At 73.7% G+C, this 25,392-nt stretch carries 22 protein-coding genes; 10 read left to right on the plus strand and 12 right to left on the minus strand.

The genetic code is table 11. The features are described from left to right. Positions 1-28: 28 nt before the first annotated feature. Complete coding sequence (locus tag Scani_RS12600) at positions 29-823, minus strand: AfsR/SARP family transcriptional regulator (protein ID WP_159473877.1); 795 nt, start codon at positions 821-823, stop codon at positions 29-31. Positions 824-1,091: 268 nt separating this feature from the next. Here Scani_RS12600 and Scani_RS12605 point away from each other — a divergent pair, with 268 nt between their 5' ends. The 4 genes from Scani_RS12605 to Scani_RS12620 all read left to right on the plus strand — a co-directional run bounded on the left by Scani_RS12605 (position 1,092) and on the right by Scani_RS12620 (position 5,707). Then, entirely contained in the window at positions 1,092-1,358 is a 267-nt protein-coding gene (locus Scani_RS12605) for a hypothetical protein (RefSeq protein WP_159473880.1), read from the plus strand. Positions 1,359-1,362: 4 nt separating this feature from the next. Then, positions 1,363-3,654 (plus strand): TOMM precursor leader peptide-binding protein, encoded by a 2,292-nt coding sequence (locus Scani_RS12610; protein WP_159473883.1) that lies wholly within the window; start codon positions 1,363-1,365, stop codon positions 3,652-3,654. A 149-nt stretch (positions 3,655-3,803) separates the two neighbouring features. Next, positions 3,804-5,039, plus strand: a complete 1,236-nt coding sequence (locus Scani_RS12615) for a sensor histidine kinase (protein WP_159473886.1) — start codon at positions 3,804-3,806, stop codon at positions 5,037-5,039. Positions 5,040-5,092: 53 nt separating this feature from the next. Further along, positions 5,093-5,707: a response regulator transcription factor gene (locus Scani_RS12620; protein WP_086717492.1), complete on the plus strand. Its 615-nt coding sequence runs from the start codon at positions 5,093-5,095 to the stop codon at positions 5,705-5,707. Between the two features lie 36 nt (positions 5,708-5,743). Here Scani_RS12620 and Scani_RS12625 read toward each other — a convergent pair whose 3' ends face one another. The 11 genes from Scani_RS12625 to Scani_RS12675 form a co-directional block, all read right to left on the minus strand. Beyond that, complete coding sequence (locus Scani_RS12625) at positions 5,744-6,580, minus strand: 4'-phosphopantetheinyl transferase family protein (RefSeq protein ID WP_159473922.1); 837 nt, start codon at positions 6,578-6,580, stop codon at positions 5,744-5,746. Between the two features lies 1 nt (position 6,581). Beyond that, positions 6,582-7,832: an acyltransferase domain-containing protein gene (locus tag Scani_RS12630; RefSeq protein ID WP_159473925.1), complete on the minus strand. Its 1,251-nt coding sequence runs from the start codon at positions 7,830-7,832 to the stop codon at positions 6,582-6,584. Positions 7,833-7,890: 58 nt separating this feature from the next. Then, positions 7,891-9,594: an acyl-CoA dehydrogenase family protein gene (locus Scani_RS12635; protein WP_159473928.1), complete on the minus strand. Its 1,704-nt coding sequence runs from the start codon at positions 9,592-9,594 to the stop codon at positions 7,891-7,893. Continuing rightward, positions 9,591-11,333 (minus strand): fatty acyl-AMP ligase, encoded by a 1,743-nt coding sequence (locus Scani_RS12640; RefSeq protein WP_159473931.1) that lies wholly within the window; start codon positions 11,331-11,333, stop codon positions 9,591-9,593. The genes Scani_RS12635 and Scani_RS12640 overlap by 4 nt, the downstream gene beginning before the upstream one ends. Positions 11,334-11,463: 130 nt before the next feature. Beyond that, positions 11,464-11,664, minus strand: coding sequence for an acyl-CoA carboxylase subunit epsilon (locus tag Scani_RS12645; RefSeq protein WP_159473934.1), 201 nt, complete (start codon positions 11,662-11,664; stop codon positions 11,464-11,466). A 141-nt stretch (positions 11,665-11,805) separates the two neighbouring features. Continuing rightward, positions 11,806-12,435, minus strand: a complete 630-nt coding sequence (locus Scani_RS12650) for an antibiotic biosynthesis monooxygenase family protein (RefSeq protein ID WP_159473937.1) — start codon at positions 12,433-12,435, stop codon at positions 11,806-11,808. Continuing rightward, the gene (locus tag Scani_RS12655) at positions 12,422-13,402 is read right to left on the minus strand and encodes an aromatase/cyclase (protein WP_159473940.1); all 981 of its coding nucleotides are present in this window, start codon (positions 13,400-13,402) and stop codon (positions 12,422-12,424) included. Before Scani_RS12655 ends, Scani_RS12650 begins: the two co-directional genes overlap by 14 nt. Positions 13,403-13,533: 131 nt before the next feature. Continuing rightward, positions 13,534-14,568 (minus strand): ketoacyl-ACP synthase III family protein, encoded by a 1,035-nt coding sequence (locus Scani_RS12660; RefSeq protein ID WP_159475847.1) that lies wholly within the window; start codon positions 14,566-14,568, stop codon positions 13,534-13,536. Positions 14,569-14,631: 63 nt separating this feature from the next. Beyond that, positions 14,632-16,281 (minus strand): citramalate synthase, encoded by a 1,650-nt coding sequence (gene cimA, locus Scani_RS12665; RefSeq protein WP_159473943.1) that lies wholly within the window; start codon positions 16,279-16,281, stop codon positions 14,632-14,634. Between the two features lie 212 nt (positions 16,282-16,493). Further along, a complete protein-coding gene (locus tag Scani_RS12670) occupies positions 16,494-17,558 on the minus strand; it encodes a glucose-1-phosphate thymidylyltransferase (protein WP_159473946.1) in 1,065 nt (354 codons plus the stop codon). Positions 17,559-17,770: 212 nt separating this feature from the next. Then, entirely contained in the window at positions 17,771-18,913 is a 1,143-nt protein-coding gene (locus Scani_RS12675) for a CaiB/BaiF CoA transferase family protein (protein ID WP_246295730.1), read from the minus strand. A 235-nt stretch (positions 18,914-19,148) separates the two neighbouring features. On the opposite strand from Scani_RS12675, the gene Scani_RS12680 reads away from it, so the two are divergent. From Scani_RS12680 to Scani_RS12705, 6 genes are all read left to right on the plus strand, one after another. After that, entirely contained in the window at positions 19,149-20,312 is a 1,164-nt protein-coding gene (locus tag Scani_RS12680; protein ID WP_246295732.1) for a winged helix DNA-binding domain-containing protein, read from the plus strand. 85 nt (positions 20,313-20,397) lie between these two features. Then, entirely contained in the window at positions 20,398-21,171 is a 774-nt protein-coding gene (locus tag Scani_RS12685; RefSeq protein ID WP_159473952.1) for an SDR family NAD(P)-dependent oxidoreductase, read from the plus strand. Positions 21,172-21,338: 167 nt separating this feature from the next. Continuing rightward, positions 21,339-22,460, plus strand: coding sequence for an epoxide hydrolase family protein (locus Scani_RS12690; RefSeq protein ID WP_159473955.1), 1,122 nt, complete (start codon positions 21,339-21,341; stop codon positions 22,458-22,460). Positions 22,461-22,488: 28 nt separating this feature from the next. After that, entirely contained in the window at positions 22,489-23,712 is a 1,224-nt protein-coding gene (locus tag Scani_RS12695; RefSeq protein ID WP_246295734.1) for a cytochrome P450, read from the plus strand. Positions 23,713-23,809: 97 nt separating this feature from the next. After that, entirely contained in the window at positions 23,810-24,133 is a 324-nt protein-coding gene (locus Scani_RS12700; RefSeq protein ID WP_159473958.1) for a 2Fe-2S iron-sulfur cluster-binding protein, read from the plus strand. Beyond that, positions 24,133-25,374: an NAD(P)/FAD-dependent oxidoreductase gene (locus Scani_RS12705; protein ID WP_159473961.1), complete on the plus strand. Its 1,242-nt coding sequence runs from the start codon at positions 24,133-24,135 to the stop codon at positions 25,372-25,374. Before Scani_RS12700 ends, Scani_RS12705 begins: the two co-directional genes overlap by 1 nt. Positions 25,375-25,392: the final 18 nt, after the last annotated feature.

The following is a 25,392-nucleotide window of genomic DNA, read 5'->3' on the forward strand; positions in this document are numbered from 1 at the left end:
TTGCCCGGCGGTGGCCGGCCGGCCGCCGTCAGCCGGTGGCGGTCAGCGACTGCCCGAGGTTCACGTCGCCGGAGAGCACGGCGTGTTGGAGCTGCTGGAGCCGGGCCGACGGCTCGATGCCGAGCTCCCCGACGAGCGCCTCGCGCAGCCGCTGGTACGCCTCCAGCGCACGCCAGGAGCTGCCCGAGCAGTGCAGTGCGGTCATCAACTGGGCGCAGAAGTTCTCGTGCATGGGGTTCCGGGCGGCGAGGAAGCAGAGTTCGGGCACCACCTCGGTGTGCCGGCCGAGCTTGAGGTCGGCGTCGATCCGGCGTTCCAGACAGGCCATCCGGTCCTCCTCCAGCCGGAGCACCTCCAGTTCCAGCACCCCGCCCACGGGCACATCGACCAGCGCGGGCCCCTGCCAGACGGCCAGCGCCTTGCCCAGCAGGGCGGAGGCGGCGGCGTAGTCGTGGGCGTCGTAGGCGCCGCGTCCCGACAGGGCGAGCTGCTCGAACTCCTGGACGTCGACCTGGCCGGGCTGGATCTGGAGGAGGTAGCCGCCGTGCTGGGTGACCAGGACTTCCTTGGCGTTGCGCACGGGGTCGCCGTCCAGGGCCACCGCGATCTTGCGGCGCAGCTGGAGGATGTAGGTCTGCAGGGTGGTGGCCGCGCTGCGCGGCACGTTCTGTCCCCAGATCTCTTCCATCAGCGTGGGCACGGTCACCACATGGTCGCCCTGCAGCGCGAGCAGCGCGAGTATCTGCCGCGGTTTGGCGGCGCTCGGCACCAGCGACACACCGTGTTCGTGGGCGGTCAGCGGGCCCAGAACCTTGATTTCCATGAGTGCTCTCCCCTCGTGAGTCACAACCGCCGGCCACGGGGCCGCGGGTCATCTCGAGCTTCAAGCGAGGTTCGCACCGAGGAGCGCGCGAGCCCAGTGAGCCACTCACGAGCACAATCATGAAAATGTCATGCCGATGTGGTGAACCAGGCACTGGGGTCTGTGCCTCCGGCGCCCGCAGAATACTGCCTCACCGGACGCCGGGTCGTCGGGCCGAGCACTTCAGGCCACCCCGGACGGCCCATCCGACAACGGAGGGAACAGTCACATGCCCGCGACGCACCGGACCATGCCTGCCCGCCCCGCGGCCGACGCCGCCGCCGACCTCTGCCGCTTCGCCGAACTCGTGGCCCGGGCGGGGCTGGAGCCCGACCTGAAGCGCCGTTACACCGACGACCCGGCGGCCGTGTTCGCCGAGTTCGGGCTGCTGGGCGCGGAGCCCGTCTACACCGCGCCGTCGCTCGTCATCGAGGATCTGGGACGGCCTGACGCCACGGCCACCACGCTGCTGACCGGTATCCCGTACGCCGTCTGACGTCGTGGAGACCACGGAGCCCTTCGTCGGCTTCCGCCGCCATCTGCGTGCCGAGGTGGTGCCCGACGAGGCCACCTATCTGCTGTCCGGGCGGGGCGTCACCGCGCTGTTCGGCCGGCCCGCCGAGGTCGTCGCGCCGCTGCTCGACGGGACCCGGACGCTGTCGGCACTGCTGACGGAGGCGGCGCGGGAGCTGCCCGCGGTGCAGGCCGGCGCGGTGGTGGCCGAGCTGGCGACGGCCGGGCTGATCGGCTACCGCCCCGCGCCCGGTGCGCCGTCCGACGGCGCGGCCGCCGCGTTCTGGGATCTGGCGGAGGTCTCCGGCCTGCGGTCCGCCCCGGCGCGCCTCCGGCCGACCGTCGAGATCCTGACCGTGGGCCGGGGTGCGGCCGACGGACTGCGCACCGCATGCGCCGACTCCGGCCTCACGGTGGCCGTGCCCGGCCCCGGCGGCGGCCCGTCCGCGGGCGCGGCGGATCTCTCCCTGGTGCTCTGCGACGACTATCTGGCCCCGGACCTCGCGGCACTCGACTCCTGGCACCGGGCGCAGGGGCGGCCCTGGCTGCCGGTGCGTCCCGGCGGCGCGGAGCCGTGGGCCGGGCCGGTCTTCCGGCCGCACGAGGGCGCCTGCTGGCACTGTCTGGCCGACCGGCTGCGCGGGCACCGGCGGGCCGAACTGGCGGTGCAGCGCGCCCTGGGGGCCGACCGCCCGGTGGCGGCGCCCGAGGCCTCGCTGGCCGCCGGGCGCGCCATGGGCCTGCAGTTGGCGGTGCTGATGGCGGCGACCTGGCTGGGCGGGGTGCGGCGGGAGAGCCATGACGCGGTCTGTGCGCTGGACACCCTGACGCTGCACACCCGGCACCACACCGTGCACCGAAGACCCCAGTGCCCGGGGTGCGGTGACCCGGGGCTGGTGGCGCGGACGGTGTGCCGGCCGGTGGTGCCTCTCCCGCGCCCCAAGGCCGCGCACGGCGGCGGCAACCACCGGGCGCTGCCCCCGGAGCAGATGCTGGCGCGCCACGGCCACCTGGTGGGGCCGGTGACCGGCGTCGTCAGCGAGATCCGGCGGGCGGACAACGCCCCCGCCGCGCTGCACTGTTACACCTCGGGACACAACGTGGCGCTCGGCGGTGGGCTGGGCTGGCTGCGCGGCGGGCTGCGCAGCCTCAGCGGCGGCAAGGGCGTGACCGCGGTCGAGGCGCAGGTCAGTGCGCTGTGCGAGGCCGTGGAGCGCTATTCGGGAACGCGTCAGGGTGATGAGCCGGTGATCCGTGACTCGCTGCGGGCGCTGGGCGGCGACGCGCTGCATCCCAACCGCTGCCAGTTGTGGGCGGCACGGCAGTTCCGTGACCGCGAGAGCTGGAACGCGGCCGCCTCACCGCTCCAGCGGGTCGCCGCGCCCTTCGACGCCACCGCTCCCGCCGAGTGGACCCCGGTGTGGTCGCTGACCCACGGCCGCCAACGCCTGCTGCCCACCTCGCTGTTGTACTTCGGGCCGGGCCCGGACGGCGCCCCGCCCGCCGTGCCGGCCGACTCCAACGGCAGGGCGGCCGGCAGCAGCCTGGAGGACGCGATCGTGCAGGGCTTCCTGGAGCTGGTGGAGCGGGACGCGGTCGCCCAGTGGTGGTACAACCGGACCCGGCACACCGCGGTGGACCTCGACGCCTTCGACGAGCCGTGGATCGCCGGGCTGCGCACGGCCTACGAACGGGATCTGCACCGCGAGGTGTGGGCGCTGGACCTCACCTCGGACTTCGGCATTCCGGTGGTCGCGGCCGTCTCCCGGCGCCGGGACAAGGCCGCGCAGGACATCACCTTCGGGTTCGGGGCGCACTTCGACCCGCGCTTGGCGCTGCGCCGCGCCCTGACCGAGATGAACCAGCTGCTGCCCCCCGTGCTGGGCGCCCGCGAGGACGGCACGGGGTACCTCACCCGGGACCGTGATCTGCTCGCGTGGTGGACCGGGGCGACGGTGGCCGGGCAGCCGTACCTGCTGCCCGACGCCGGGCAGAGCGCCCGCGCACCGGGGAGTTACGGCTACCGGCCGCGAGGCGATCTGCGCGAGGACATCGAGGCGGCGAAGCGGCTGGTGGCCGCTCGGGGGCTGGAATTGCTGGTCCTGGACCAGACCAGACCGGACGTGGGTATTCCGGTGGTGGCGGTGCTGGTGCCGGGGCTGCGGCACTTCTGGGCGCGGTTCGCTCCCGGCAGGCTCTTCGACGTTCCCGTGGCCGAGGGCCGGCTGTCGCGTCCGACGCGCTACGCGGACCTCAACCCCGTCCCGCTCTTCGTGTAGAAGGGGGCGTCCCGACAGTCCTCGGGCCATATGCCAGAGGCCCCGCCCACCTCCGCAAAACCCGCTCCACGGACGGTCCGGACCCAGGATTGGGCCATACTATGCTGTCACGTCCGAGAGCCGCGCAGCCAAGGCACGGGGGGGCATACATGGGTGTCACCGGCGTTCCGTCCGATGCCGACGCGGAGCCGTTACCGCAGCGTGCGCGATGGCCCGCGGGGCTGCCCGACCGCGATCTTCCCGCGCCGCGGCTCGCCCGGACCATCACCATCGTGGTGCTGCTGTGCCTGTCGATCGTGGTCTCGCTCAACTCCCTGGAGTACAGCGCCGATACGCCGACGCTGGCCGCGTCGGTGGCCATCGTGCTGGCCGTGTTCCTCCTGCAGTTCCTGCACTCCTCCACACGGGCCCAGCGCTGGACGACGCGGACCCGGGTCCTGATGCTGCTGACCCAGGCGGTCTTCACCTACGCACCTGTCCTGATCTTCCACCGCACCTGGGTCAGCATGACCGGTCCGCTGGCGGGATCGATTCTGCTTCTGGTGCCGTTCCCGCGGGCGTGGATCCCGTTCGCGGCGACCGTCGCGGTCCCCGCCTCCTTCCAGCTGGTGGTGTCGCTCAGCTGGCTGGAGACGTCCTATCTGGTGCTGTCGACGCTCTTCACGGGCCTGGTGATCTACGGACTGTCCCGGCTCACCGACCTCGTCCAGGAGGTGCACCGCTCGCGCGCCGAACTCGCCCGGCTGGCCGTCTCGCAGGAGCGGCTGCGCTTCTCGCGGGACCTGCACGACCTGCTGGGCTACAGCCTCTCCGCGATCACGCTCAAGAGCGAGCTGATCTACCGCCTGGTGCCCGGCCGGCCGGAGCAGGCCCGCGAGGAGGTCGCCTCGTTGCTGGACATCTCCCGTCAGGCGCTGTCGGATGTGCGCACGGTGGCCAGCGGCTACCGTGACATGTCGCTCGCCGCGGAGGCGGACTCCGCCGCGGCGATCCTGGCCTCGGCGGACGTGGAGGCGGAGGTCGAGATCGCCTGCGGACATCTGCATCCGGTCATAGACACCGTGCTCGCGACCGCGCTGCGCGAGGGTGTCACCAACATCCTCCGTCACAGCAAGGTCGAGACCTGTCGCATCAGCGCCGTCACGGAAGAGGAGAGAGTGACGCTGACCTTGACCAACGACGGTGTCCCCGACGATCTGCCCGCGCTCTCCCCCCACAGCGGCAGCGGAATCGGCAATCTCAAGGCCCGGCTCGGTGCGGTCGGCGGGCGGCTGGAGGCGGAGCGGACGCGCGACGGATGCTTCCGGATGGTTGCCCAGGCGCCGACGCGGCCGATCGCCGCGCGCACGACGCAAGACCGGATGGCCGCGAGACCCGCGGCCTGATCGATGTCTGCCCGGCCGCGGCCGGGCACCTGCCGGCCGGGGGAGACCTGCCAATGCTCGCCGTCAAGATCCTGCTCGCCGAGGACGTGCACATGATCCGCGGTGCGCTCATCGCCCTTCTGGAACTGGAACCGGACCTGCGGGTGATCGCTTCCGTGGACCGCGGCGACAAGATCGTGGAAGCCGCGCTCGCCAGCCGGCCCGATGTCGCCGTCGTCGACATCGATCTGCCGGGCATCGACGGGCTGACCGCCGCCGCGGAGCTGCACCAGCGTCTCCCGGACTGCCGCACGCTGATCCTCACCTCCCTCGGCCGTCCGGGGACCCTGCGCCGCGCGCTGGCCTCCCAGGTGACGGGCTTCCTGTTGAAGGACGCACCGCCCGACCAGCTCGCCCAGGCGGTGCGGAGCGTGGCGGCGGGGCGGCGGGTGATCGACCCCCAACTGGCCCTGGCCGCCTGGGACTCCCCCGAGAACCCGCTCTCGCCGCGCGAGCTGGAGGTGCTGCGGCTGGCCGCGCGCGGCGCGGACGCCGCGGAGATCGCCGGCTGTCTGTTCCTGTCGCAGGGAACCGTCCGCAACTACCTCACGGCCATCGTCGCCAAGCTCAACGCCCGCAACCGGATCGACGCGGTCCGGATAGCGGAGGAGGCCGGCTGGATCCCGTGACGGCGGCGGTCCGGCGGGGGCACGACCGGCGCGCGGTCAGCCGGTCGTGTCCAGCAGGGCGTCCAACAGGCCGGCGTCCAGGGCCGTCTGGACCGACAGGTCGGTGCCGCCGCCGAACCCCGCGTCCTGCACGGCGGCGCTGACGACGTACTTGCCGTCGACGGCGAAGGTGGCGAAGACCCAGTCGTCGGCCCCCGCGTCCCGCCCGTCGGGCCCGACCAGCCGGGCCCAGGTACCGTCCAGGGCGAAGCCGAACTCGGTGAAGCGGAACCGCAGTCCCTGTCCCAGCGCCTTGCTGTACGCCTCCTTGAGCGTCCACAGCCGCACCAGCGTGTCATTGCGGTCACGGCCGTCGGCCGCGTCCAGCCGCTGCCGCTCGTAGGGGGTGCAGCCCTGCGCCTCCGAGCCGGTGCCGGCCATCCGGCGCGCCGCCAGCTCCACGTCGACGCCCACCCGTCCGCGGCTGGTGATGCCGACCACCATCACCTCCTCGGTGTGGCTGAGGCTGATGTCGATCTGGTCGCAGCCGCGCACGAACGGCCGGCCGCCGGGCTGGTAGGCCAGGTCCACCAGGTCCGGTGCGGTCTCGATGGCCACCGCGGCGGCGTGGCGCAGCAGCAGTCGCGAGGCCAGGAACCGTTCCTTGGCCCGGGGATGGGTCAGGGTCTGGTAGCGGTGCCAGTCGCGGCCGAGTACGGGCCGCACCCGGGCCACGTCCTGGATGTGCGGCAGCCACTGGGCCAGCCGCCCGTAGACGAGGACCACACCGGTGGCGGACAGGTCGTCGTGGACCGAGTGCCACGGCCCCTGTGGTCCGACGACGGCCCGGGGGCGGCACAGCGGGGGCCCGGCAGCGGGGGACGCCGGTGCCATGTCAGGCCCGCACCAGCGGGTCGGACAGCGGGCCGGCGTCGAGCGCGGACAGCACACCGGCCAGGTCGACGGCGTTGCTCTCCGGGCCGCGGCACACCCCGAGGCAGACCGGACCCGCCGAACCGCCCATCCGGCGGACGAACGGGGTGAGCACCACCCGCGGGCCGATCTCCACGACATGGCTGGGGGTCTCCTGGTCGAGCAGTTGCCGTGCCGCGTCGGCGAACCGGACCGGGGCGGTGATCTGCCGGCTCCAGTACGGCGCGTAGAGCGGCTGGGTGGTGAGCCTGCCGTGGACCGTGGAGTAGTAGGGCAGCCGCGGGGCGCCGCCGGGCAGCCGGCGGGCGACCGCCTCGAAGCGCGGCAGCATCGGCTCCATCAGCGGCGACTGGAAGGAGTGCGACACCTCCAGCATGGTGCAGCGGATTCCCCGCTCCTCCAGCCGGCCCCGGACCCGTTCGAGGCCGGCCAGTTCCCCGGAGAGCACGGTCGCCCGGGCGGCGTTGATCGCGCCGATGACGACGCCCGGCTCGCCGGCGATCGCCTCGGTGGCCTCGTAGGGCGCGGCGCAGGTGGCCATCATGCCGCCGTCCGAGGACGGCAGGTACTGCATGAACGCCCCGCGCAGGGCGACGAGTTTGGCGGCGTCGGCGAGCGGCAGGGCCCCGGCGACGGTGGCCGCGGCGTACTCGCCGATGCCGTGGCCGAGCACCGCGACCGGCCGCACCCCGGCCTCCTCCAGGGTGCGGGCCAGGGCGTACTGCACGGCGAACAGCGCGGGCTGGGTGAAGGCGGTCCGGTGGATCCGGCGGTCGCCACTGAGGATCAGGTCGACGACGGACAGGCCGGTGTAGGGCCGCAGGACGTCGGCCGCCTCGTCGAGGTAGCCGCGGTAGCCGGTGGAGTGCATGTAGAGGCCGGCGGTCATCCCCGGGTGCTGGCAGCCCTGGCCGGTGAAGACGAAGGCGGCGCGGATCCGCCGGCCGCCGCAGGGCCGGATGTCGCGGAGCTGGAGGTAGCGGGTGAGTTCCCGCACGGTGGGGTAGTCCCAGATGTCGGTCGGGTCGATCAGCGGGCCGAACTCCTCCTCGATGTCGCCGTAGAGGCTCAGCGCCGCCACCGAGTCCAGCCCGTACTCCGCGAAGGCGACATCGGCCGCGACCGGCCGGCCGAGGTAGTGCCGCAGGCGCGCGGTGAGCCAGCCCTCGTAGTCCGGTTCGTTCGGCGGGGTGGACGGCGGGGTGCTGTGCATGGCGGGCTCCTCCTGGGCAGGTCGGGTGCGTCGGTACGGCGACGGGGTGCGCGGCCGGTCAGGCCAGCGCGGATCCGTACAGGTCGTAGCTGCGGCGGCCGTGGAGCCGGGCCAGCACCTCGGCCAGTACGCGTTCCTCGTCGGCGGCCGGGCGGTCGGGCAGCGGCAGGCCCAGGCGGCGGCCGAGGCGGTAGAGCGCGGCGGTCGCCCAGGACGGGTCGGCGAGGAAGGCGTCCGAGCCGGCGCGCTGTTCGTGCCACACCCCCAGACAGGCGGCCGCGGTCAGCACGAGGGAGTAGCGGTCGGCCAGACCGAACGCGTGCGGGCTGGCGATCGCCTTGCGGTCGTCGGGGGCGATGTCGGTGAACGCCTTGCGCAGATCGGCGAGTTCGGTGGTGAAGGCGCGGGCGAGGAAACGCAGGGTGCCGTCCCGGGTCGCGGCGGCCTCCAGCCGGTCGGTGCAGGCCACCAGGGTCGCGGCGAGCGGGTCGCCGTCGCCCAGCAGCGCCGGCTCCGACAGGTCCAGCGGCGGCAGTCCGTCGTGGATGCGGAACAGCGCGGCCGGCGCCTCGGGGTCGGCGAACCAGGCGTTGCGGGCGAAGTACGGCAGTTGCGGCAGCAGACTGACCTGCCGGCCGGCGCTGCCGGCGTGCCCGAGCGAGGTGACCGGCAGGTCCCGCAGCTGCTTTTGGAACATGGCGTACGCCCCCGCCTCGGCGAAGGTCGCCTTTCCCAGCACCGCCGACATCTCGTCCATCGACTCGGCGAGCAGCTTGGGCGCCTGGTAGGCGGCAGCGGCGGCGTAGGCGCTCATCTGGCGGGGCAGCAGATGCAGTGCCCGGGTGGCGACGGCGGCCAGGCAGTCGCTGAGCAGCAGATCGAGGAACGCGCCGGTCAGCACGTCCCGTACGTGCCGCACGTCGAGCGAGGAGCGACCGTCGGCGCGGCGCCGGGTGGCGAACCGGGCGACGGTGCGCAGCGCGGTGTCGGCGCCGGACAGCACGATGGACGGGATCAGGCCCCGGATGACGAGGGAGGAGCGCAGGCTGAGCTCGTAGCCGTCGCCGAGCGAGCCGACCAGCGCCTCGTGCGGGACGACGCAGTCGGTGATGCTCAGTCCGCTGAAGTCGGTGCTGCGCATGCCGTTGGTGGCGCGGCGGCCCAGGTTCGTGACCCGTCCGGCGGGCAGCCGGTCGCGGTCGAGCAGCAGCACCGAGTGGGTGCGGCCCCGGGTCTCGCCGGTGCGCGCGAACACCACCAGCCCCGTGGAGCGGGCGGCGTTGGCGATGACGGATTTGCTGCCGTGGAGCCGGAAGCCCTCCGCGACGGGTTCGGCGGCGAACTCCTCGCGGACGAAGGCGTTGCCGTGGGCGACCTCGTGCCGGGCGACCGCGATCCGCCGGCCCTCCAGCAGCAGCCGGGCGGCCAGCGCGCACTGGTCGTCCTGCCCTCCGGTCCATACCGGGACGGCCGCGAAGAAGCAGTTCAGTCCGTAGCCGAAGCCCAGGGAGGCGTCGCGGCGGAAGACCGGGCGCAGCACCCGGCCCAGGACGTCCATCCGCGCCAGCCGCCCGCCGTGGCGCTCCGGCACGAACTCGGCGTCGAGGGCGAAGGCGTCCAGCACCGCTTCCGCCGCGGCGAGCGCCTCGCCGGCGGAGTCCGCGGCGAGCAGGGCGTCCTGGCCGCAGGGGTTCGCGGGGTCGTCCAGCGGGCCGAACGCGGACTCCAGCCGGTCGATGCGGTCCTGCGCCGGGCCGCTCACCGCAGGCTCCCGGCCGGCAGCAGTTCCTGGACGTCGGGCTCGATCTGCTGGTGCAGTGGCCGCAGCTCGCCCTGGAGGAACAGCCGGCGCATCGCCGCGCGTTCGACCTTGCCGCTGGTGGTGCGACGGACCGTCCCGGGCCGCACCAGCAGCACCGCCCCGGCCCGTACGTCGTACTCGTCGGTCAGGGCCGCGCCGACCGCGGAGGTGAGCGCGGCGAGATCGGTGTCGTAGCGGGCGCCGGCCCGCAACTCCTGGACGACGACGACGCGTTCGCGTTCGCCGGGGACGACGAAGGCGGTGGCGGCCCCGAACAGGGCGCTGAGCCGCTGGACGGTGGTCTCCAGGTCCTGCGGATAGAGGTTGCGGCCGGCCACCACGATCATGTCCTTGAGCCGACCGGTCACATACAGCCGGCCGTCCTCGCAGGTGCCGAGGTCGCCGGTGCGCAGGTGGCCGCCGTGCCCGGCCGCGGTGGTGCCGTCGAAGGCCGCGGCGGTCTCGGCGGGGCGGCGCCAGTAGCCGCGGGCGACGCTGTCGCCGCGCAGCCAGATCTCGCCGATGCGGCCGTCGGGGAGCGGCTTGCGGGTGGCCGGGTCGACGATCAGCAGGGTGCCGTCGGCGGGTTCGCCGCAGTCGGCGAGCCGGCGCCGGGGGGCGCCGTCGGCAGGGGCCCGCAGCTCATGGGTCTCCAGGGCGGCGGCGTCGGCGGTCAGCTCGCGGCGCTCGGTGCCGGCCGGTGCGCCGGACACCAGCAGGGTCGCCTCGGCGAGGCCGTAGCAGGGGGTGAGTACCTCGGGGCGCAGGCCGGCCGGGGCGAACCGTTCGGCGAAGGCGCGGAGCGTGGCCGGGCGCACCGGTTCGCCGCCGCTGACCGCCATCTCCCATCCGGACAGGTCCAGGCCGGCGAGCTGTTCGTCGGTGACCCGCCGGGCGCACAGGTCGTAGGCGAAGTCCGGGGCGCCGCTGACGGTGACGCGGTGCTGCTGGATCGCCTCCAGCCAGCGCACCGGGCGGCGGACGAACGCCTCGGGCGAGAGCAGCACGCTGCTGCCGCCGAGCCACAGCGGGTGCAGCAACTGACCGATCAGGCCCATGTCGTGGTGGAAGGGCAGCCAGCCGCCGAGGCGGGCGCCGGGCAGGGTGTGGAGCACCCGGCTGATCGCCCGCTGGTTGGCGAGGAGGTTGTCGTGGGTGACCACCACGCCGCGCGGTTCGCGGGTGGAGCCGGAGGTGTACTGGAGGAAGGCGACCGTGTCGCCCGGCAGATCCGGTTCGTGCCAGGCCCCGGAGGCGGGGACCACATCGGTGGCGAGGCAGGGGATGTGGCCGTGGCCGTGCCGGGCGAGCAGCCGGGAGACGTCCGGCGCGCCGGCCCCGTCGGCCAGGGCGAGGAGCGGCGCGGCGTCCTTGACGATGCCGGCGAGGCGGGCTTCGAGGTGGCCGCGGCCGTCGGGCGGCGGCACCGGGACGGCGAGGGCGCCCGCGTAGAGGCAGGCCAGGAAGCTGAGGGCGAACAGCCGGCGGTCGCTGTGCACGATCAGCACCCGTTCGCCGGCGGCCCCGCGTTCCTGCAGCCAGCCGGCCAGGCGCCGGGCGCCCTCGTCCAGCGCTCGGTAGGTCACCACTTCGGGCTGGGCCCGGCCCTCGTATGCGGGCAGCACGATCAGCGCTTCCCGGTCGGGCGTCTGGGCGGCCCTGGAGCGGACGAGCTGGGCGAAGTCATGGTTGCCGTTCAACGCCTCCCCCTCCCATGTCGTGGTGTACGGGCCCCGGTCGGCCCCTGCGGCGGTGCGGTGCGGTCGCCGGGCGCGACGCCTCCGGTGAGGTGCGGGGACCGGTGGTGCGGTGCGCGCGGCGGCCGCGGGGTCATGGCGTGGACCAGCCGACGGGTGCGCGGCGCGGGCGGTGCGCGCGGCCCCATCCGGCACGTGGCACCGGCGGCTCGCCGGCTCCGGGGCCGGCGGCTTCACCGGTCCGCAGTACGGCGAGCAACACGGCGGTGACGGCGGCGAGTTCGGCCTCGTCCGGTCTCCCCCGGACCACGGTGAACCGTATGTCGTTGGCCATGTCCGCAGGATGCGCCGGGGCGCTCGAAGGGCACTCGTGTCCGCCCGTAAAGATCGCTGTACCCGGGCGGTCGCGGGCGGGAACGGCAGGGGCCGAGGACCGGTGGGTCCTCGGCTCCGGGGGTGCGCGCTTCGTACGGTGTCAGCGGATGACGCGCTGGTAGGCCATGTGCACGGTGCGTTCGGTGGTGACGTCGGCGATCTCGGAGACGTCCCGCAGGCGGTCGACGCCCCGCGGGTCGTCGAGCGCGGAGACGCAGGCGTCGCCGTTCCGCCACCACGACAGCCCGACATAGGTCATGGGGCTGAGGGTGGAGCGCAGCAGGTCGCTGCCGCCGAAGCCGTCGAGCCGGGACCAATGGTCCGTCAGCTCCGCGAAGCGGCGCTCGAACTCGGCGCCGGAGCCGCGGACCCGGGCGTGGGTGAGGACGACGTCCGCGTCGCCGACGACGGCGTCGTGGTGGAGCATCCGCCCCACGCTGACGGCCTGGTCGGCCTCGGTCTCCACGAGCGCTCCGAGGTGGCGCACCCGGTCGAGGAAGGTGTCGTCGTGGACCACGTCCAGGAAGTCCCGCAGACTGCGCCAGTGCCCCAGGTGCACGTAGATGTGCGGCTGTTCGACGAGCCGGACCGTCACGAGGAAGTCGAAGCCCCGCTGTCGGCGCAGGAATTGGGAGTGCTCGTGGAACTCCCGCTCGAACTTGCCGGTGTCGCCCTTGACGCGGAACCGGTTGATGACGGTGACGGGCCCGTTGAGGTCACGTCCGGGCATGTGCTTCCTCCGCGAACTGCTTGGCATGGCGCAACGTGGTCGAGCTGTTGGTCCCCAGTGCCGTGCGCACCAAGGTGCGGGCCTCTTCGAGCGTCGCCTCGGGCCCGAGCGTCTGACGCACCCCCTCGGGATCGAGGGTGACAGTGTGCCAGGAGGTGGCGGTCACGCCCGTGCCGCGCGGCCCGTGTGGCGTGATTTCCCAGCGGCCGGTGTGCCCCGCCATGGCGACGGGCACCCGCAGCTGCTTGTAGACGATCTCCGCGCGGTCGGCGAAGCAGATCCGCACGGAGGTGGTGTTGTGGGTGGAGCCGTCCGGGCTGCGGGTGTCCATGTCCAGGTGCTGGAGGCCCGGTTCGTGCTCGGTGAGCTGCAGTCGCGCCACGTGCGGCAGCCGCTCGGGCCACCGGTCGGCACGGTCGAGGAAGGCGAAGACATCGGCGGCGGCGCCCTCGATCTCCACCGAGTCGCTGAACGTGAAGGTGGTCTCCTGGCGCCGGCCGGCGAGTTCGGCGGCGTTCTTCAGCGCTTCCAGTTCGGCGCGACTGTTGCGGTCGACCGCCTGCTCGATGAGGGCGACGGCTGCCGGGTCGTCGCCGACGGCACGGTAGTCGTGCAGCAGCACCACCCGGCAGCCGCCGTCGTCGTCGGGCTGTATCCGCCAGGTGCCGCCCATCGACGCCACCGGTGCGGCGGAGACGACCTGGCGGAAGGTGATGGTGTGCGTGGCGGGGTCGAGGGTGCGGCGGGAGGTCCAGTTGCGCACCTCGCCGTTGGCGAACGCCCAGATGTGCAGCAGCTGTTCGCCGCGGGCCTCCTCCAGCACCTCGACGTGCACGGTCGGCCCGAAGACCTGCGGCCAGGCGGTGACGTCGGCGACCAGGGCGTAGACGGTGCCGGGCGGGGCGGCGACCGTGACGGTGTGCTCGGTGACATGGGTCGTGCCGGTGGTGGTGACGGTCGGCGCCACGGCGGACCTTCCCTTCGTTACGCGCCGCGCAGGCGGCGGCATCAGACTGGCAGGGGGGACTTGAGCGGAGCTGGAGCGCGGGTCGGACGGCGCCCGGACCGGCGGCTCACCGGTCCGGGCCGCGGGCGGGCTCAGGCCCGTGCCCAGGCGGGGCGGTCGCAGATCTCCACGACGGCGGCGCCCCAGCTGTAGCCCGCGCCGACGCCGATGAGCACGATCCGGTCGCCGGGCACCGCCCGGCCCGAGGTGACGAGGTGGTCCAGGCCGGCGAACTGGTCACCGGCGCCGAGGTGCCCGACGGTGCGGCTCCACTCCCAGGTGGTGCGGGCGGGGTCGATGCCGTACGGCCGGTAGTAGATGGCCTCCAGCCGGCGGCGGCCGAAGTGCGGCAGCACCACCCACTCCGCCTCGGCCAGTTCCAGGTCCGCATCGGCCAGGGCCTGTTTGACGACGGTGCGCTGGCCGGCGTTGGCGCGACTGATCGCGAAGGACATGCCGACCCGGCCGACGAAGGCGCGCTTGGCCTCCTCGAAGTCGACCGGGGTGCGGTGGCTGAAGGGGGCCGGGCCGAAGGGTTCGTCACCGCGGTGCATCGGCTCCAGTTCGGGGTCGGCGAGCAGCGCCAGCGACCGCAGCCGCGCGAAGCCGCCCTGCCGGGAGAGCACCAGGGCGCTCGCCCCGTCGGCGTAGGGGGTGCCGGGGTCGGTGCGCCAGCGGTCGATGCCGGGCGCACAGAACCGGTCGGCGGCGCTGAGCAGGGCGTCCCGGCGGCCGGCGGTCGCCGTGAGGTAGGCGGTGGCCAGGTCGAGGGCGGCCATCCCGCCGTTCGACATCTGCCGGATCTCGATGGCCGGGCAGGTGTTGCCGACCGCCTCGCGCTGGATGTACGAGGCGACCGGCCACAGGTCCTGGCCCTGGTGGTAGGTGTCGGCGTGCAGGATCAGCGCGATGTCGGCCGGGGCGGACGCGGCCCTGGCGAGGGCCGCGCGGGCGGCCGCCGCGCCCATCTCGGCGGCCGACTCGTGCGGTGAGTGGGCCACCGACAGCATGCCGGTGGCCCGGGCCACCTGGGGCGGGCAGCTTCCGTCGGCGACCGCGTCGGCGATCGGTAAGGAGGAGGGCAGCCTGGTCGCGGTCCCCCGGATGAAGATGTCGTCCACTCGCACAGCCACTCCTGGAGTGTGGTTCGCGGCCGGCGCGGCCGGGTGCTCGGCGGCGCGCCGGCGGGTTCAGTCGGCAACGGCGGCGGTCGGCAGTGCCCGGCGGCGCTCGCCGCCGGTCCGCGCACCGGACAGCAGGACGTAGCGGACCGCGTCGAGCAGGGCCCGCCAGGACGCGGCGACGGTGTTCTCGTCCACGCCGACGGTGCCCCAGCGGCGCTGCCCGTCGCTGAAGGTGACCAGTACCCGGGCGGCCGCGCCGCTGCCGCCGCCCGGTCCGGCGCTGCCGGGCAGGACCCGCACCTGGTAGTCGACGACCTCCAGCGCGGCGAGCTCCGGGAAGAACGGGTCGAGTGCGGTGTGCAGCGCGCGGTCCAGGGCGTTGACCGGTCCGTTGCCCTCGCCGGCGGCGCTCAGCGGCACCCCGTCGACCCGCAGCCGCACCGAGGCCTGGGTGCGGGTGCCGCCACCGGGCCGCCGGTCCACGCCGACCCGCCAGGTCTCGACGTCGAAGGGGCACTCCAGCGCTCCGGCGACGGCGCCCTGCAGCTCCTCGCGCAGCAGCAGTTCGAACGAGGCGTCGGCCGATTCGAAGCTGTAGCCGCGCGTCTCCAGGTCCTTGATGCGGGCGGCGGCGCGGGCGACCGGTTCGGAGCCGGCCTCGACGTCGTAGCCCAGTTCGCGGGCCTTGAGCTCCACGGAGGAGCGGCCTCCCATGTCGGAGACGAGGGTGTGCATCGCGTTGCCGACCAGCGCCGGGTCGACGTGCTGGTAGAGGCCGGGGTCGACGCGCAGGGCGGAGGCGTGCAGCCCGGCCTTGTGGGTGAAGGCGCCCGCGCCGACGTAGGGGGCGGCGGTGCGCACCGGGATGCCGGTCAGTTCGGCGATGGACCCGGCGGAGAGGGTCATCTCCCGCAGCTGGTCGAGGGAGACCACCTCCAGTCCGCGTTGGAGCAGCAGGTTGGCCGTGACGGTGAAGAGGTCGGCGTTGCCGCAGCGTTCGCCGTACCCGTGGGCGGTGCCCTGGACGTGGTCGGCGCCCGCGTCGACGGCCGCGAGGGTGTTGGCGACCGCACAGCCGGAGTCGTCGTGGCAGTGGATGCCGAGGCGGACGCCGGTGGCGGCGCGGGTGTCGTCGACGACCGCGCCGATCCGGTCCGGGAGTCCCCCGCCGTTGGTGTCGCACAGCACGACCGCCTCCGCGCCGGCGTCGGCGGCGATCCGCACCACCTCCAGGGCGTATTCGCGGTTGAGGCGGTAGCCGTCGAAGTAGTGCTCGGCGTCGACGAACACCCGACGGCCCGCGTGCACGAGGAAGCGCACGGTGCTGCCGATCATGGCGAGGTTCTCGGCGAGCGTGGTGCGCAGGGCCAGTTCGACATGGCGCGGGTGGCTCTTGGCGACGATGGTCACCACCGGGGTGCCCGAGGCGAGCAGTGCGCGCACCTGGGGGTCGTTGGACACCATGGCACCGGGTTTACGGGTCGCGCCGAAGGCCGCCAACTGGGCGTTGCGCAACTGGAGTTCCTGTGCGGCGCGGCGGAAGAACTCGGTGTCCTTGGGGACCGCTCCCGGCCATCCCCCCTCGATGAACCCGACGCCGAAGGCGTCCAGATGGCGCGCGACGGCGAGTTTGTCCTCCACCGTGAGCACCATGCCCTCCTGCTGCGTTCCGTCCCGCAGGGTGGTGTCGTAGAGCTGGAAACGCTGGTCGGCCATGGTCCCTCCGTCCCTGACTCACGCCGCTCTCGGTCGGCGGCTCGGAGCGGTCACGGTCGGGCGGCGGGGTGGAGCGGGGATGGAGGACCGCTCAAGCGGCCGCCGCGCGGGACCGCCGGGGCACGTAGAGGGGGTGCGGCGTACGGGCAGCACGACGCCCGGTGCGACGGCTGCCACGGCCGCCGCACCGCGAGGGTGTCCGGTCCCGCCGGTCAGGCGGCGACCTCGACGCTGGAGTGGTCGCCGACGACGAGACGGGAGCACCGGGTGCGGACGGCGGAGGTGACCGTCGCGTCCCGGCCGATGACCGAGCCGCGCACACCGCCGACGCGCCGGACCGTCGCCCCGTCCAGCATGATGGAGTACTCCACCTCCGCCGCGGTCAGCACACAGTCCCGGCCGATGGAGGTGTGCGGGCCGACGTGGCTGTCCTCCACCACCGTGCCGGCGCCGATGATGACCGGGCCGGTGAGGCGTGAGCGGACGACCCGGGCGCCCTCTTCGATCACCACCGGGCCGGTCACCTCGCTCGCCCCGTCCACCGTGCCGCGCACGGACGGCGCCAGCCGGTCGAGGAGTTCGCGGTTGCAGTCCAGGACGTCCTCGATCCTGCCGGTGTCCTTCCAGAAGCCGGAGTAGATCCGCGCCCGTACCTCCGCGCCGTTCGACACCATCCACTGCAGCGCGTCGGTGATCTCCAGTTCGCCGCGGGCGCTCGGCTCGATCGCGGCGACCGCTTCGTGCACGGCCGGGGTGAAGAAGTAGACGCCGGTCATGGCGAGGTCGCTGCGCGGCTCGGCGGGCTTCTCCACGAGCCGCACCACCCGGCCGTTCTCGTCGATCTCGGCGACCCCGAACGCCCTGGGGTCCGGCACCTTGTGCACCACCACCTGGGCGGCGGGGCGGTCGGCCCGGAACTGCCGGGCGATGTCCGCCACACCGTCGGTGAGCATGTTGTCGCCCAGGTACATCACGAAGTCGTCGTCGCCGAGGAAGTCCCTGGCGATGGTGATGCAGTGCGCCAGGCCGAGCGGTGCGTGCTGCCGGATGTAGGTGAGCTCGACGCCGAGGCCGGTGCCGTCGCCGAGGGCGGCCACGATCTCGTCGCCCCGGTCCCCGACGACCAGTCCGACCTGGGTGACGCCGAGGTCGCGCAGGTCCGCCATCACATGGACGAGCACCGGGCGGTTGGCGATCGGGATCAGCTGCTTGGGCATGGAATGACTGAACGGGCGCAGCCGGCTGCCCAGGCCGCCGGCCAACACGAGTGCCTTCATGGGACGTCCTTCCTCACCGCGTCGCCGGCCGCCGCTGCACGGCGGCGGGCGGCCTGGGACCTGCCGGCGCAGAATGCGGCGGACGGGTCGCGGCGCGCTCAACCCCCGCTGGTTTTCGCCGTCTTCCCCCCTTCCCTCCCCCGGCTCTCCCCTCCCGGTGCCTTCCGTCTCCGTGCTGTGTCGTCCGACGGGCCGGCGGGGCGGGGACCTGCTCAGCGGGCTGGGGCGGGCTGCCCGGCCGCGGACAGCCGGGCGCGCTCCGGCTCCGTCAGGCCCCAGCGGGCGAGCAGGTGCCGGGAAGCCGCGTGCGGAGCCGTCGGCTCCGGCTGTGCGGGGGTGCGTTCGAAGCGGGGCGCGGGGGCCGGCTGCACGCCGTCGGCGGTGCGGAGGTAGGTGCCGCGCGCCCGGTGGTGCGGGTGGCCGGCGGCCTCCGGCAGACTGAGGACGGGGGTCACACAGGCCTGGGTGCCCTCGAAGACGGCCGTCCACTCGGTGCGGGTACGGGTCGCGAACCGGGCCTCGAACTCCCGTCGGAGGGCTGGCCAGTTGGCGGGGTCGTCGCGGTCCGGCAGCCGGGCCGCGTCGAGTCCCAGGCCCGCCAGCAGCGCCAGGTAGAAGCGCTCCTCCAGCGCGCCGACCGCGACATGCCCGCCGTCGGCGCAGGTGTAGACGGTGTAGAACGGCGCACCGCCGTCGAGCAGGTTGCCGCCTCGGTCCGCACCCCACTCGCCCGCCTGCTCCATGGCCAGCAGCATGCCCGTCAGCGACGCGGTGCCGTCGACGATGGCGGCGTCCACCACCTGGCCCCGGCCGGAGCGGGACCGTTCGACGAGTGCCGCGAGGATCCCGGCGACCAGCAGCATGCCGCCGCCCCCGAAGTCGCCGAGCAGGTTGACCGGCGGGACCGGGGCGCCGCCGGCCGGTCCGATGGCGTGCAGCGCTCCGGTGAGTCCGATGTAGTTGATGTCGTGGCCGGGAGCATGGGCCAGCGGCCCGTCCTGGCCCCAGCCGGTCATCCGGCCGTACACCAGCGCGGGGTTGCGGTCGCGGCACACCCCGGGCCCGGCCCCGAGCCGCTCGGCCACCCCGGGCCGGAAGCCCTCGACCAGCACATCCGCACCGTCCACGAGCCGCAGCAGCAGCCCCGTGTCCGAGGGGTCCTTGAGGTCCAGGGCGACCGTCCGGCGGCCGCGGTCGAGGATGCGGTGCCAGGCGGCGAAGGCGCGCCGCTGTCCCGGCCGGTCGACGCGGATCACCTCGGCGCCCAGGTCGGCGAGCATCATGCAGGCGTAGGGCGCGGGGCCGATCGCGGCGAGTTCGAGCACCCGCAGCCCGTGCAGCGGGCCGCCGCTCACCGTGGGTCCCGGTGGAGCGGCGCGGAAGGGGCGGCGGGGCGGGACGGTGTACCGGCGGGCGGACGGCCGGCGAAGGAGGAAGGCGGCATCCGCGGAGGGTGACAGCGGTCGCTGCACCGGGCCTTGAGGGGCTCTCGCGCCACGCCGACGCCCGCCCGCGCGTGGTTCGAGCCGGAGGCGAGCTGCGCGGTCCATAGTGGGCCTGCCCCTCCTGCACCACGACCGAAGGAACCCGATGGCCACCCGGATGCCGGCGAGCAGCCGCCCGCACAACGGCGAGGACGACGGCCCCGTCCTCAGCACCCGTGCCCTCAACCGCGCACTGCTGGCACGTCAGTTGCTGCTGCGGCGCCACCGGCTGGGTGTCGTCGACGCGGTGACCCGGCTCGTCGGACTGCAGGCCCAGGCGCCCAACCCGCCCTACATCGGCCTGTGGACCCGGCTGGAAGGGCTGGCGATCGAGGATGTGGCGGGGGCGATCGGGGACCGCTCACTGACCCGGATCGCCGTGATGCGCAGCACGGTTCATCTCGTCACGGCCCAGGACTGCCGCACGCTGCGTCCGCTGACCCAGCCGGCCCTGGACCGCGATCTGTGGGTGGGCAGCGGGTCCGGCAAGGCGGTCGACGGCGTGGTGGACCCGGCCGAACTGGCCGCCGCGGCGCGCGCGGCGCTGGCGGACACCGCCCTGACCACCGCGGAGTTGGGCGAGGCGTTGCGACAGCGGTGGCCCGACGTGGCGGCGCGGCATCTGGCGTACGCGGCGCGCACGCTGCTGCCGCTGGTGCAGGTGCCGCCCCGCGGCATCTGGGGGGTGGGCGGCCGCACCCGGTACGCCACCGCCGAGTCCTGGCTGGGCGAACCGCTCGTGGCCGAGCCGTCCCTCGACGAGATGGTGCTGCGCTATCTGGCGGCGTACGGTCCTGCCACCGTCAAGGACGTACAGACCTGGTCGGGGCTGACCCGGCTGCGCCCGGTGCTCGACGCACTGCGGGACCGGCTGCGCACCTTCCGGGACGGCGCCGGCAACGAGCTGTTCGACGTCCCCGGGGCGCCGCTGCCCGACCCCGGCCAGAGCGTCCCCGTGCGGTTCCTTCCGGAGTTCGACAACATCCTGCTGTCGCACGCCGACCGGTCCCGCATCATCAGCGACGAGGACCGCCGGCGCATCTTCACCCGCAACGGCATCGTGCGGGCCACCTTCCTCGTCGACGGTTTCGTCCGCGGGATGTGGGCCCTCGACCGCGACCGTGACGGGGCGGTCCTGCGCATCGAGCCGTTCGCGCCGCTCGGTGCGGCGGACCGCGCCGCCCTGACCGAGGAGGGCGCCCGTCTGCTGGCGTTCGCCGCGGCCGACGCCGGCGTGCACGACATCCGCTTCGCACCGCCCGGAGGGTAAGAGCGCCCTCCCGTCACGGCAGGTGCGCCCGTACGACCCTGCCCCGGGCGGACGAGCCGCCCGGCCTTCCCGAGAGGAACCCGCCATGCCCCACGCACCGTTCACCGGCAGGACCGTCGTCGTCACCGGCGGCGGCAGCGGCATCGGCCGCGCCACCGCGCTCGCCTTCGCCGAGCAGGGCGCGGCCAAGGTGATCGTCACCGGCCGCCGCAAGGAACGGCTGGCCGGGACCGCCGCGGCGCACTCCGCGGTGGTCCCGGTGACCGCCGACGTCACCACCGAATCGGGCGCCGAGGCGGTCGCCGAGGCCGTACGGGCGCACGGCGGGACGGTGGACGTGCTGGTGCACAACGCCGGCATCTTCCGCTTCAGCCCGCTGGCGGCGCTGGACGTGGCCGCCGCCAGGGACGTGCTCGACACCAATGTGATGGGCCCGGTCCTGCTCACCGCGCAGCTGCTGCCGCTGCTGCGGACGCCCGGCGGCTGCCTGGTGCTGGTCTCCAGCCGCGGCGGCCACAACCCGGGCCCCGGCAGCTCGCTGTACTCGGCCAGCAAGGCGGCCGTGCACAGCCTGACGCGCAGTTGGGCGGCCGAACTGTCCGCGCAGGGCATCCGGGTCAACGCGGTCGCCCCCGGCTTCGTCCGTACCGACGCCTATGCCGCCAACGGCCTGGCGCCGCAGGAGGTCGAGGGTCTGTTCACGGGGGTCGCGCAGAGCATCCCGCTGGGCCGGGTCGCCGAGACCGACGACATCACGCCCTGGATCGTGCAGTTGGCCCATCCGTCGTCCGCCCAGGTCACCGGGCAGGTCCTCACCATCGACGGCGGGATGGACGTGGGCGGCCCGCAGGGCGGCTGACCCGCGGCGGCGCGTCGGGCCTTGTCGTCAACGCCCCGCCTGACCTGTGGGCGAAGACGGGACGTTGACGACAGGCCCTGGTCCACCCGGGCTCGACCCGCTGTTCAGGGCCCGCTTCTAGCCTCGGTGCGACCGAGGCACGCCGCAGCGCTGGAGGGGACGTTCACATGAGCCCGGCAATCACCCCGTTCCGCATCGACATTCCGCAGCCGGAGATCGACGACCTCCGGCTGCGGCTCGCCCGGACCCGCTGGCCGGAGGCGGAGACCGTGTCCGACCGGTCCCAGGGCGTCCCGCTGTCGGCCATGAAGGACCTGTGCGCCTACTGGGCGGAGCGTTACGACTGGCGGGCCACCGAGGCCCGGCTGAACGCACTGCCGCAGTTCCGTACCGAGATCGACGGGCTGGGCATCCACTTCCTGCACGTGCGCTCCCCGCACCCGGAGGCCGTACCGCTGCTGATCACCCATGGCTGGCCCGGTTCGGTGGTCGAATTCCTCGACATCATCGGCCCGTTGACCGACCCCGAGGACCCGGCCGACGCGTTTCACGTGGTGTGCCCCTCCCTGCCGGGCTACGGCTTCAGCGACAAGCCGTCCGAGGCCGGCTGGACCGCCGAGCGGACCGCCGCCGCATGGCAGGAGCTGATGACGCGGCTCGGGTACGCGCGCTATGCGGCGCACGGGGTGGACTGGGGTTCCTTCATCTCGGCGGTGATCGGCGAAACCGACCGCGGCAGTCTGCTCGGGCTGCATCTGACGATGCCGTTCGCCCGTCCGCCGCAGGAGCAGGCCGAGCTGTCCGAGCGGGACCTGGCAGGCCTGGCCGCCATGAAGCGGTTCCAGCAGGAGGAGGGCGGCTACTCGGTCCTCCAGACCACCCGGCCGCAGACGCTCGGCTACGGGCTGACGGACTCCCCCGCGGGCCAGTTGGCCTGGATGGCCGAGAAGTACTGGGCCTGGAGCGACCACGACGGGGACCCGGAGAAGGTGATCTCCCGCGACCGGCTGCTGGACGCCGTATCGGTGTCCTGGTTCACCGCGTCGGCCGCGTCGTCGGCGCGGATCTACTGGGAGAGCCAGAACAAGCTGGCGCTGGCCCCCGTCCACGTCCCCACCGCTATCGCCAACTACCCGAAGGACGGCCGGATGCCGCGGCCCTGGATCGAGGGCCGCTTCACCGATCTGCGGGACTGGAAGGACCACACGCACGGAGGCCACTTCCCCGCCCTGGAACAGCCCGAACACCTCGTCCGCGAACTGCGCGCCTTCTTCCGCACCCTGCGCTGACCCACGCCCCTTCTGGAAAGGACTCATCGTGACGACCTCTGCCACCGGACCCGGCGCGGCCACCGGCGCCAAGACCTTCCCCTATCAGCGCCTGTGCCCCTTCAGCCCGCCGGCCGAGTACACGGCGATGGCCGAGCAGGACGTCTCGGAGGTGACCCTGACCGGTTCCGGGCTGCGGATATGGACGGTGACCGGCTACCAGACCATCCGCAAGCTGCTCACCGATCCGCGGGTCAGCGCCTCGCGCAAGCACGCCAACTTCCCCTTCTACTTCGTGGCGCCGCCGGAGTACCGCACCGAGACCTCGTTCATCGGGTACGACGGCGCGGAGCACACCACGACCCGGCGCAAGGCCGCGCTGACCTTCACCAACCGGCAGGTGCAGCGGCTGCGGCCGCGCATCGAGCAGATCGTCGACGAGCACCTCGACCTGATGCTGGGCATGCAGCCGCCCGTCGACATGCACCGGGTGTTCTCGCTGGCGGTGCCGATGACCGTCATCTGCGAACTCCTCGGCATCCCGCAGGACAAGCACGACTTCTTCATCAAGCACGGCACCGCCCTGCTCGGCGGGCACAGCTCCACCGAGGAGCGGCAGGCCGCCATCGTCGAGGTCAACGCCTATGTGGACGAGCTGATCCAGCTCAAGAAGCGCGAACCGGGCGACGATCTGCTCAGCCGGGCGATGGCCGACTACGCGGCGTCCGGCGAGGAGTACACCGACCGGGACCTGTTCAACATGGTGCGACTGCTGATGAACGGCGGACACGAGACCACCGCCAGCCAGATCTCGCTGGGCACCGCCTGCCTCCTGGAGAACCCCGACCAGCTGCAACTGCTGCTGGACGACCCGTCGCTGGTCAAGCCGGCCGTCGAGGAGCTGGTGCGGTTCGCCACCATCGGGGACACCGCGGTGCCGCGCGTGGCGCTGGAGGACATCGAGATCGGCGGGGCGCTGATCCGCAAGGGCGACGGCATCCTGTGCCTGGGGCTGGCCGCCAACCGCGACCCGGAGACCTTCCCCGAGCCGGAGAAGCTCGACATCACCCGCGGCAGCCGCAAGCACCTCGGCTTCGGCCACGGCGTCCACCACTGCATCGGCGCGGACCTGGCGCGGCTGGAGCTGGAGATCGTGTGGAGCAAGCTCTTCCGGCGCATCCCGACCCTCCGGCTGGCCAAGCCGTTCCTGGAGATCCCGCGCAAGGAGGGCGCGGTCATCTACGGGCTGTGGGAGCTGCCGGTCACCTGGTGACCTCGCAAGGACACGCCCCGGCCCGGCCGGCGCCGCACGGCGCCCCGTGGCACCTGTACCGCCCGTCCGCCGGCCGTCACCCGACGAGGAGAGCTCCATGGCCAAGATCACTTATCGGCACCCGAACGGAACCGAGACCGTCGTCGACGTCCCGGTGCCCAACACCGTGATGCGCGGCGCGAAGATCAACAACATCGACGGGATCGAGGCCCAGTGCGGCGGTTCCGCGCAGTGCGGCACCTGCCATGTGTACATCGACGAGGCCAACGCGCTGCCGCTGCCCGCGATGCACGAGTCCGAGGACGACGTCCTCTACGGCACCGCCGCCCCGCGCCGCGCGACCAGCCGCCTCAGCTGCCAGCTGCCGGTCTCCGAGGAGATCGACGGGCTCGTGGTGCACCTGCCGGAGACCCAGAGCTGATGGCAGCGCCGTCGGTCGTCGTCATCGGTGCGGGCCAGGCCGGCTCGGACACCGCCGCCGCGCTGCGGTCCCAGGGCTTCGGCGGGCGGATCACCCTGGTCGGCGCCGAGGGCGTCCCGCCCTACCAACGGCCGCCGCTGTCCAAGCAGTTCCTCGCCGGTGCCAGGAGCGTCGCCGATCTCGCCCTGCGCCCGGCCTCGTTCCACACCGAGCGGGACATCGAGTTCGTGGGCCGGGACCCGGCCGTGCGGCTCGACCGGAACGGCAACCGGGTCACCCTCGCCTCCGGGCGCACCCTCGGCTACCAGCACCTGGTCCTGGCCGTCGGCGCCCGCGCGCGGCGGCTCCCCGTTCCCGGCGCCCGGCTGGACGGGGTGCTGACCCTGCGCACCCTCACCGATGCCGGCCGGCTGCGGGACCGGATGCGCGACACCGGCCGGCTCCTGGTGATCGGCGGCGGGTTCGTGGGACTGGAGGTCGCCGCGACGGCACGGGCGGCCGGGCTGGCGGTGACCGTCGTGGAGTTCGGGCCCCGCCTGTTGGCGCGTGCGGTCAGCGGCGCGATGTCGGCGCACCTGCTCGCCGAACACCGGGCCCACGGCGTCCGGGTCCTGCTCTCCCGCGAGGTGACGGCCCTGCACGGCGACGGCGCGGGCCGGGTCTGCGAGGCCGAACTGGACGGCGGGGAGCGGATCGCGGCGGATCTGGTGGTCGTCGGGATCGGCGCGCTGCCGGACGTCGGGCTGGCCGCCGAGGCCGGTCTCGCCGTGGGCGACGGCATCCTCGTCGACGGGCATCTGCGCACCAGCGACCCCGCCGTGTACGCGATCGGCGACTGTGCCCGGTTCCCCAGCCCGCACACCGGGCGCCCGCTCCGCCTGGAATCGGTGCAGAACGCGTCGGACCAGGCCCGGTGCGTGGCCGCCGCGCTCTGCGGGACGCCCCGGCCGTACGCGGCGCTGCCGTGGTTCTGGACCGAGCAGTACGGCCTGCGGCTGCAGATCGCCGGGATCGGCACGGGACACGACCGGGTGGTGACCCTCGGCGATCCCGGCGCGGGCCGGTTCTCGCTGCTGTGCTTCCGGGGCAACCGGCTGCTCGCCACCGAGTCGGTGAACCGGCCGGCCGACCACATGATCACCCGGCGGCTGATGGGCGCGGGAGCGCCGCTGCCGACCCCGCGGGAGGCGGCCGCGCCCGGCTTCGGCTTCAAGGCGTTCCAGGAGGCCGCCGCCGTATGACGCGGCGTCGCGCGAGCC

Source organism: Streptomyces caniferus (assembly GCF_009811555.1).
Classification (GTDB): Bacteria; Actinomycetota; Actinomycetes; order Streptomycetales; family Streptomycetaceae; genus Streptomyces; species Streptomyces caniferus.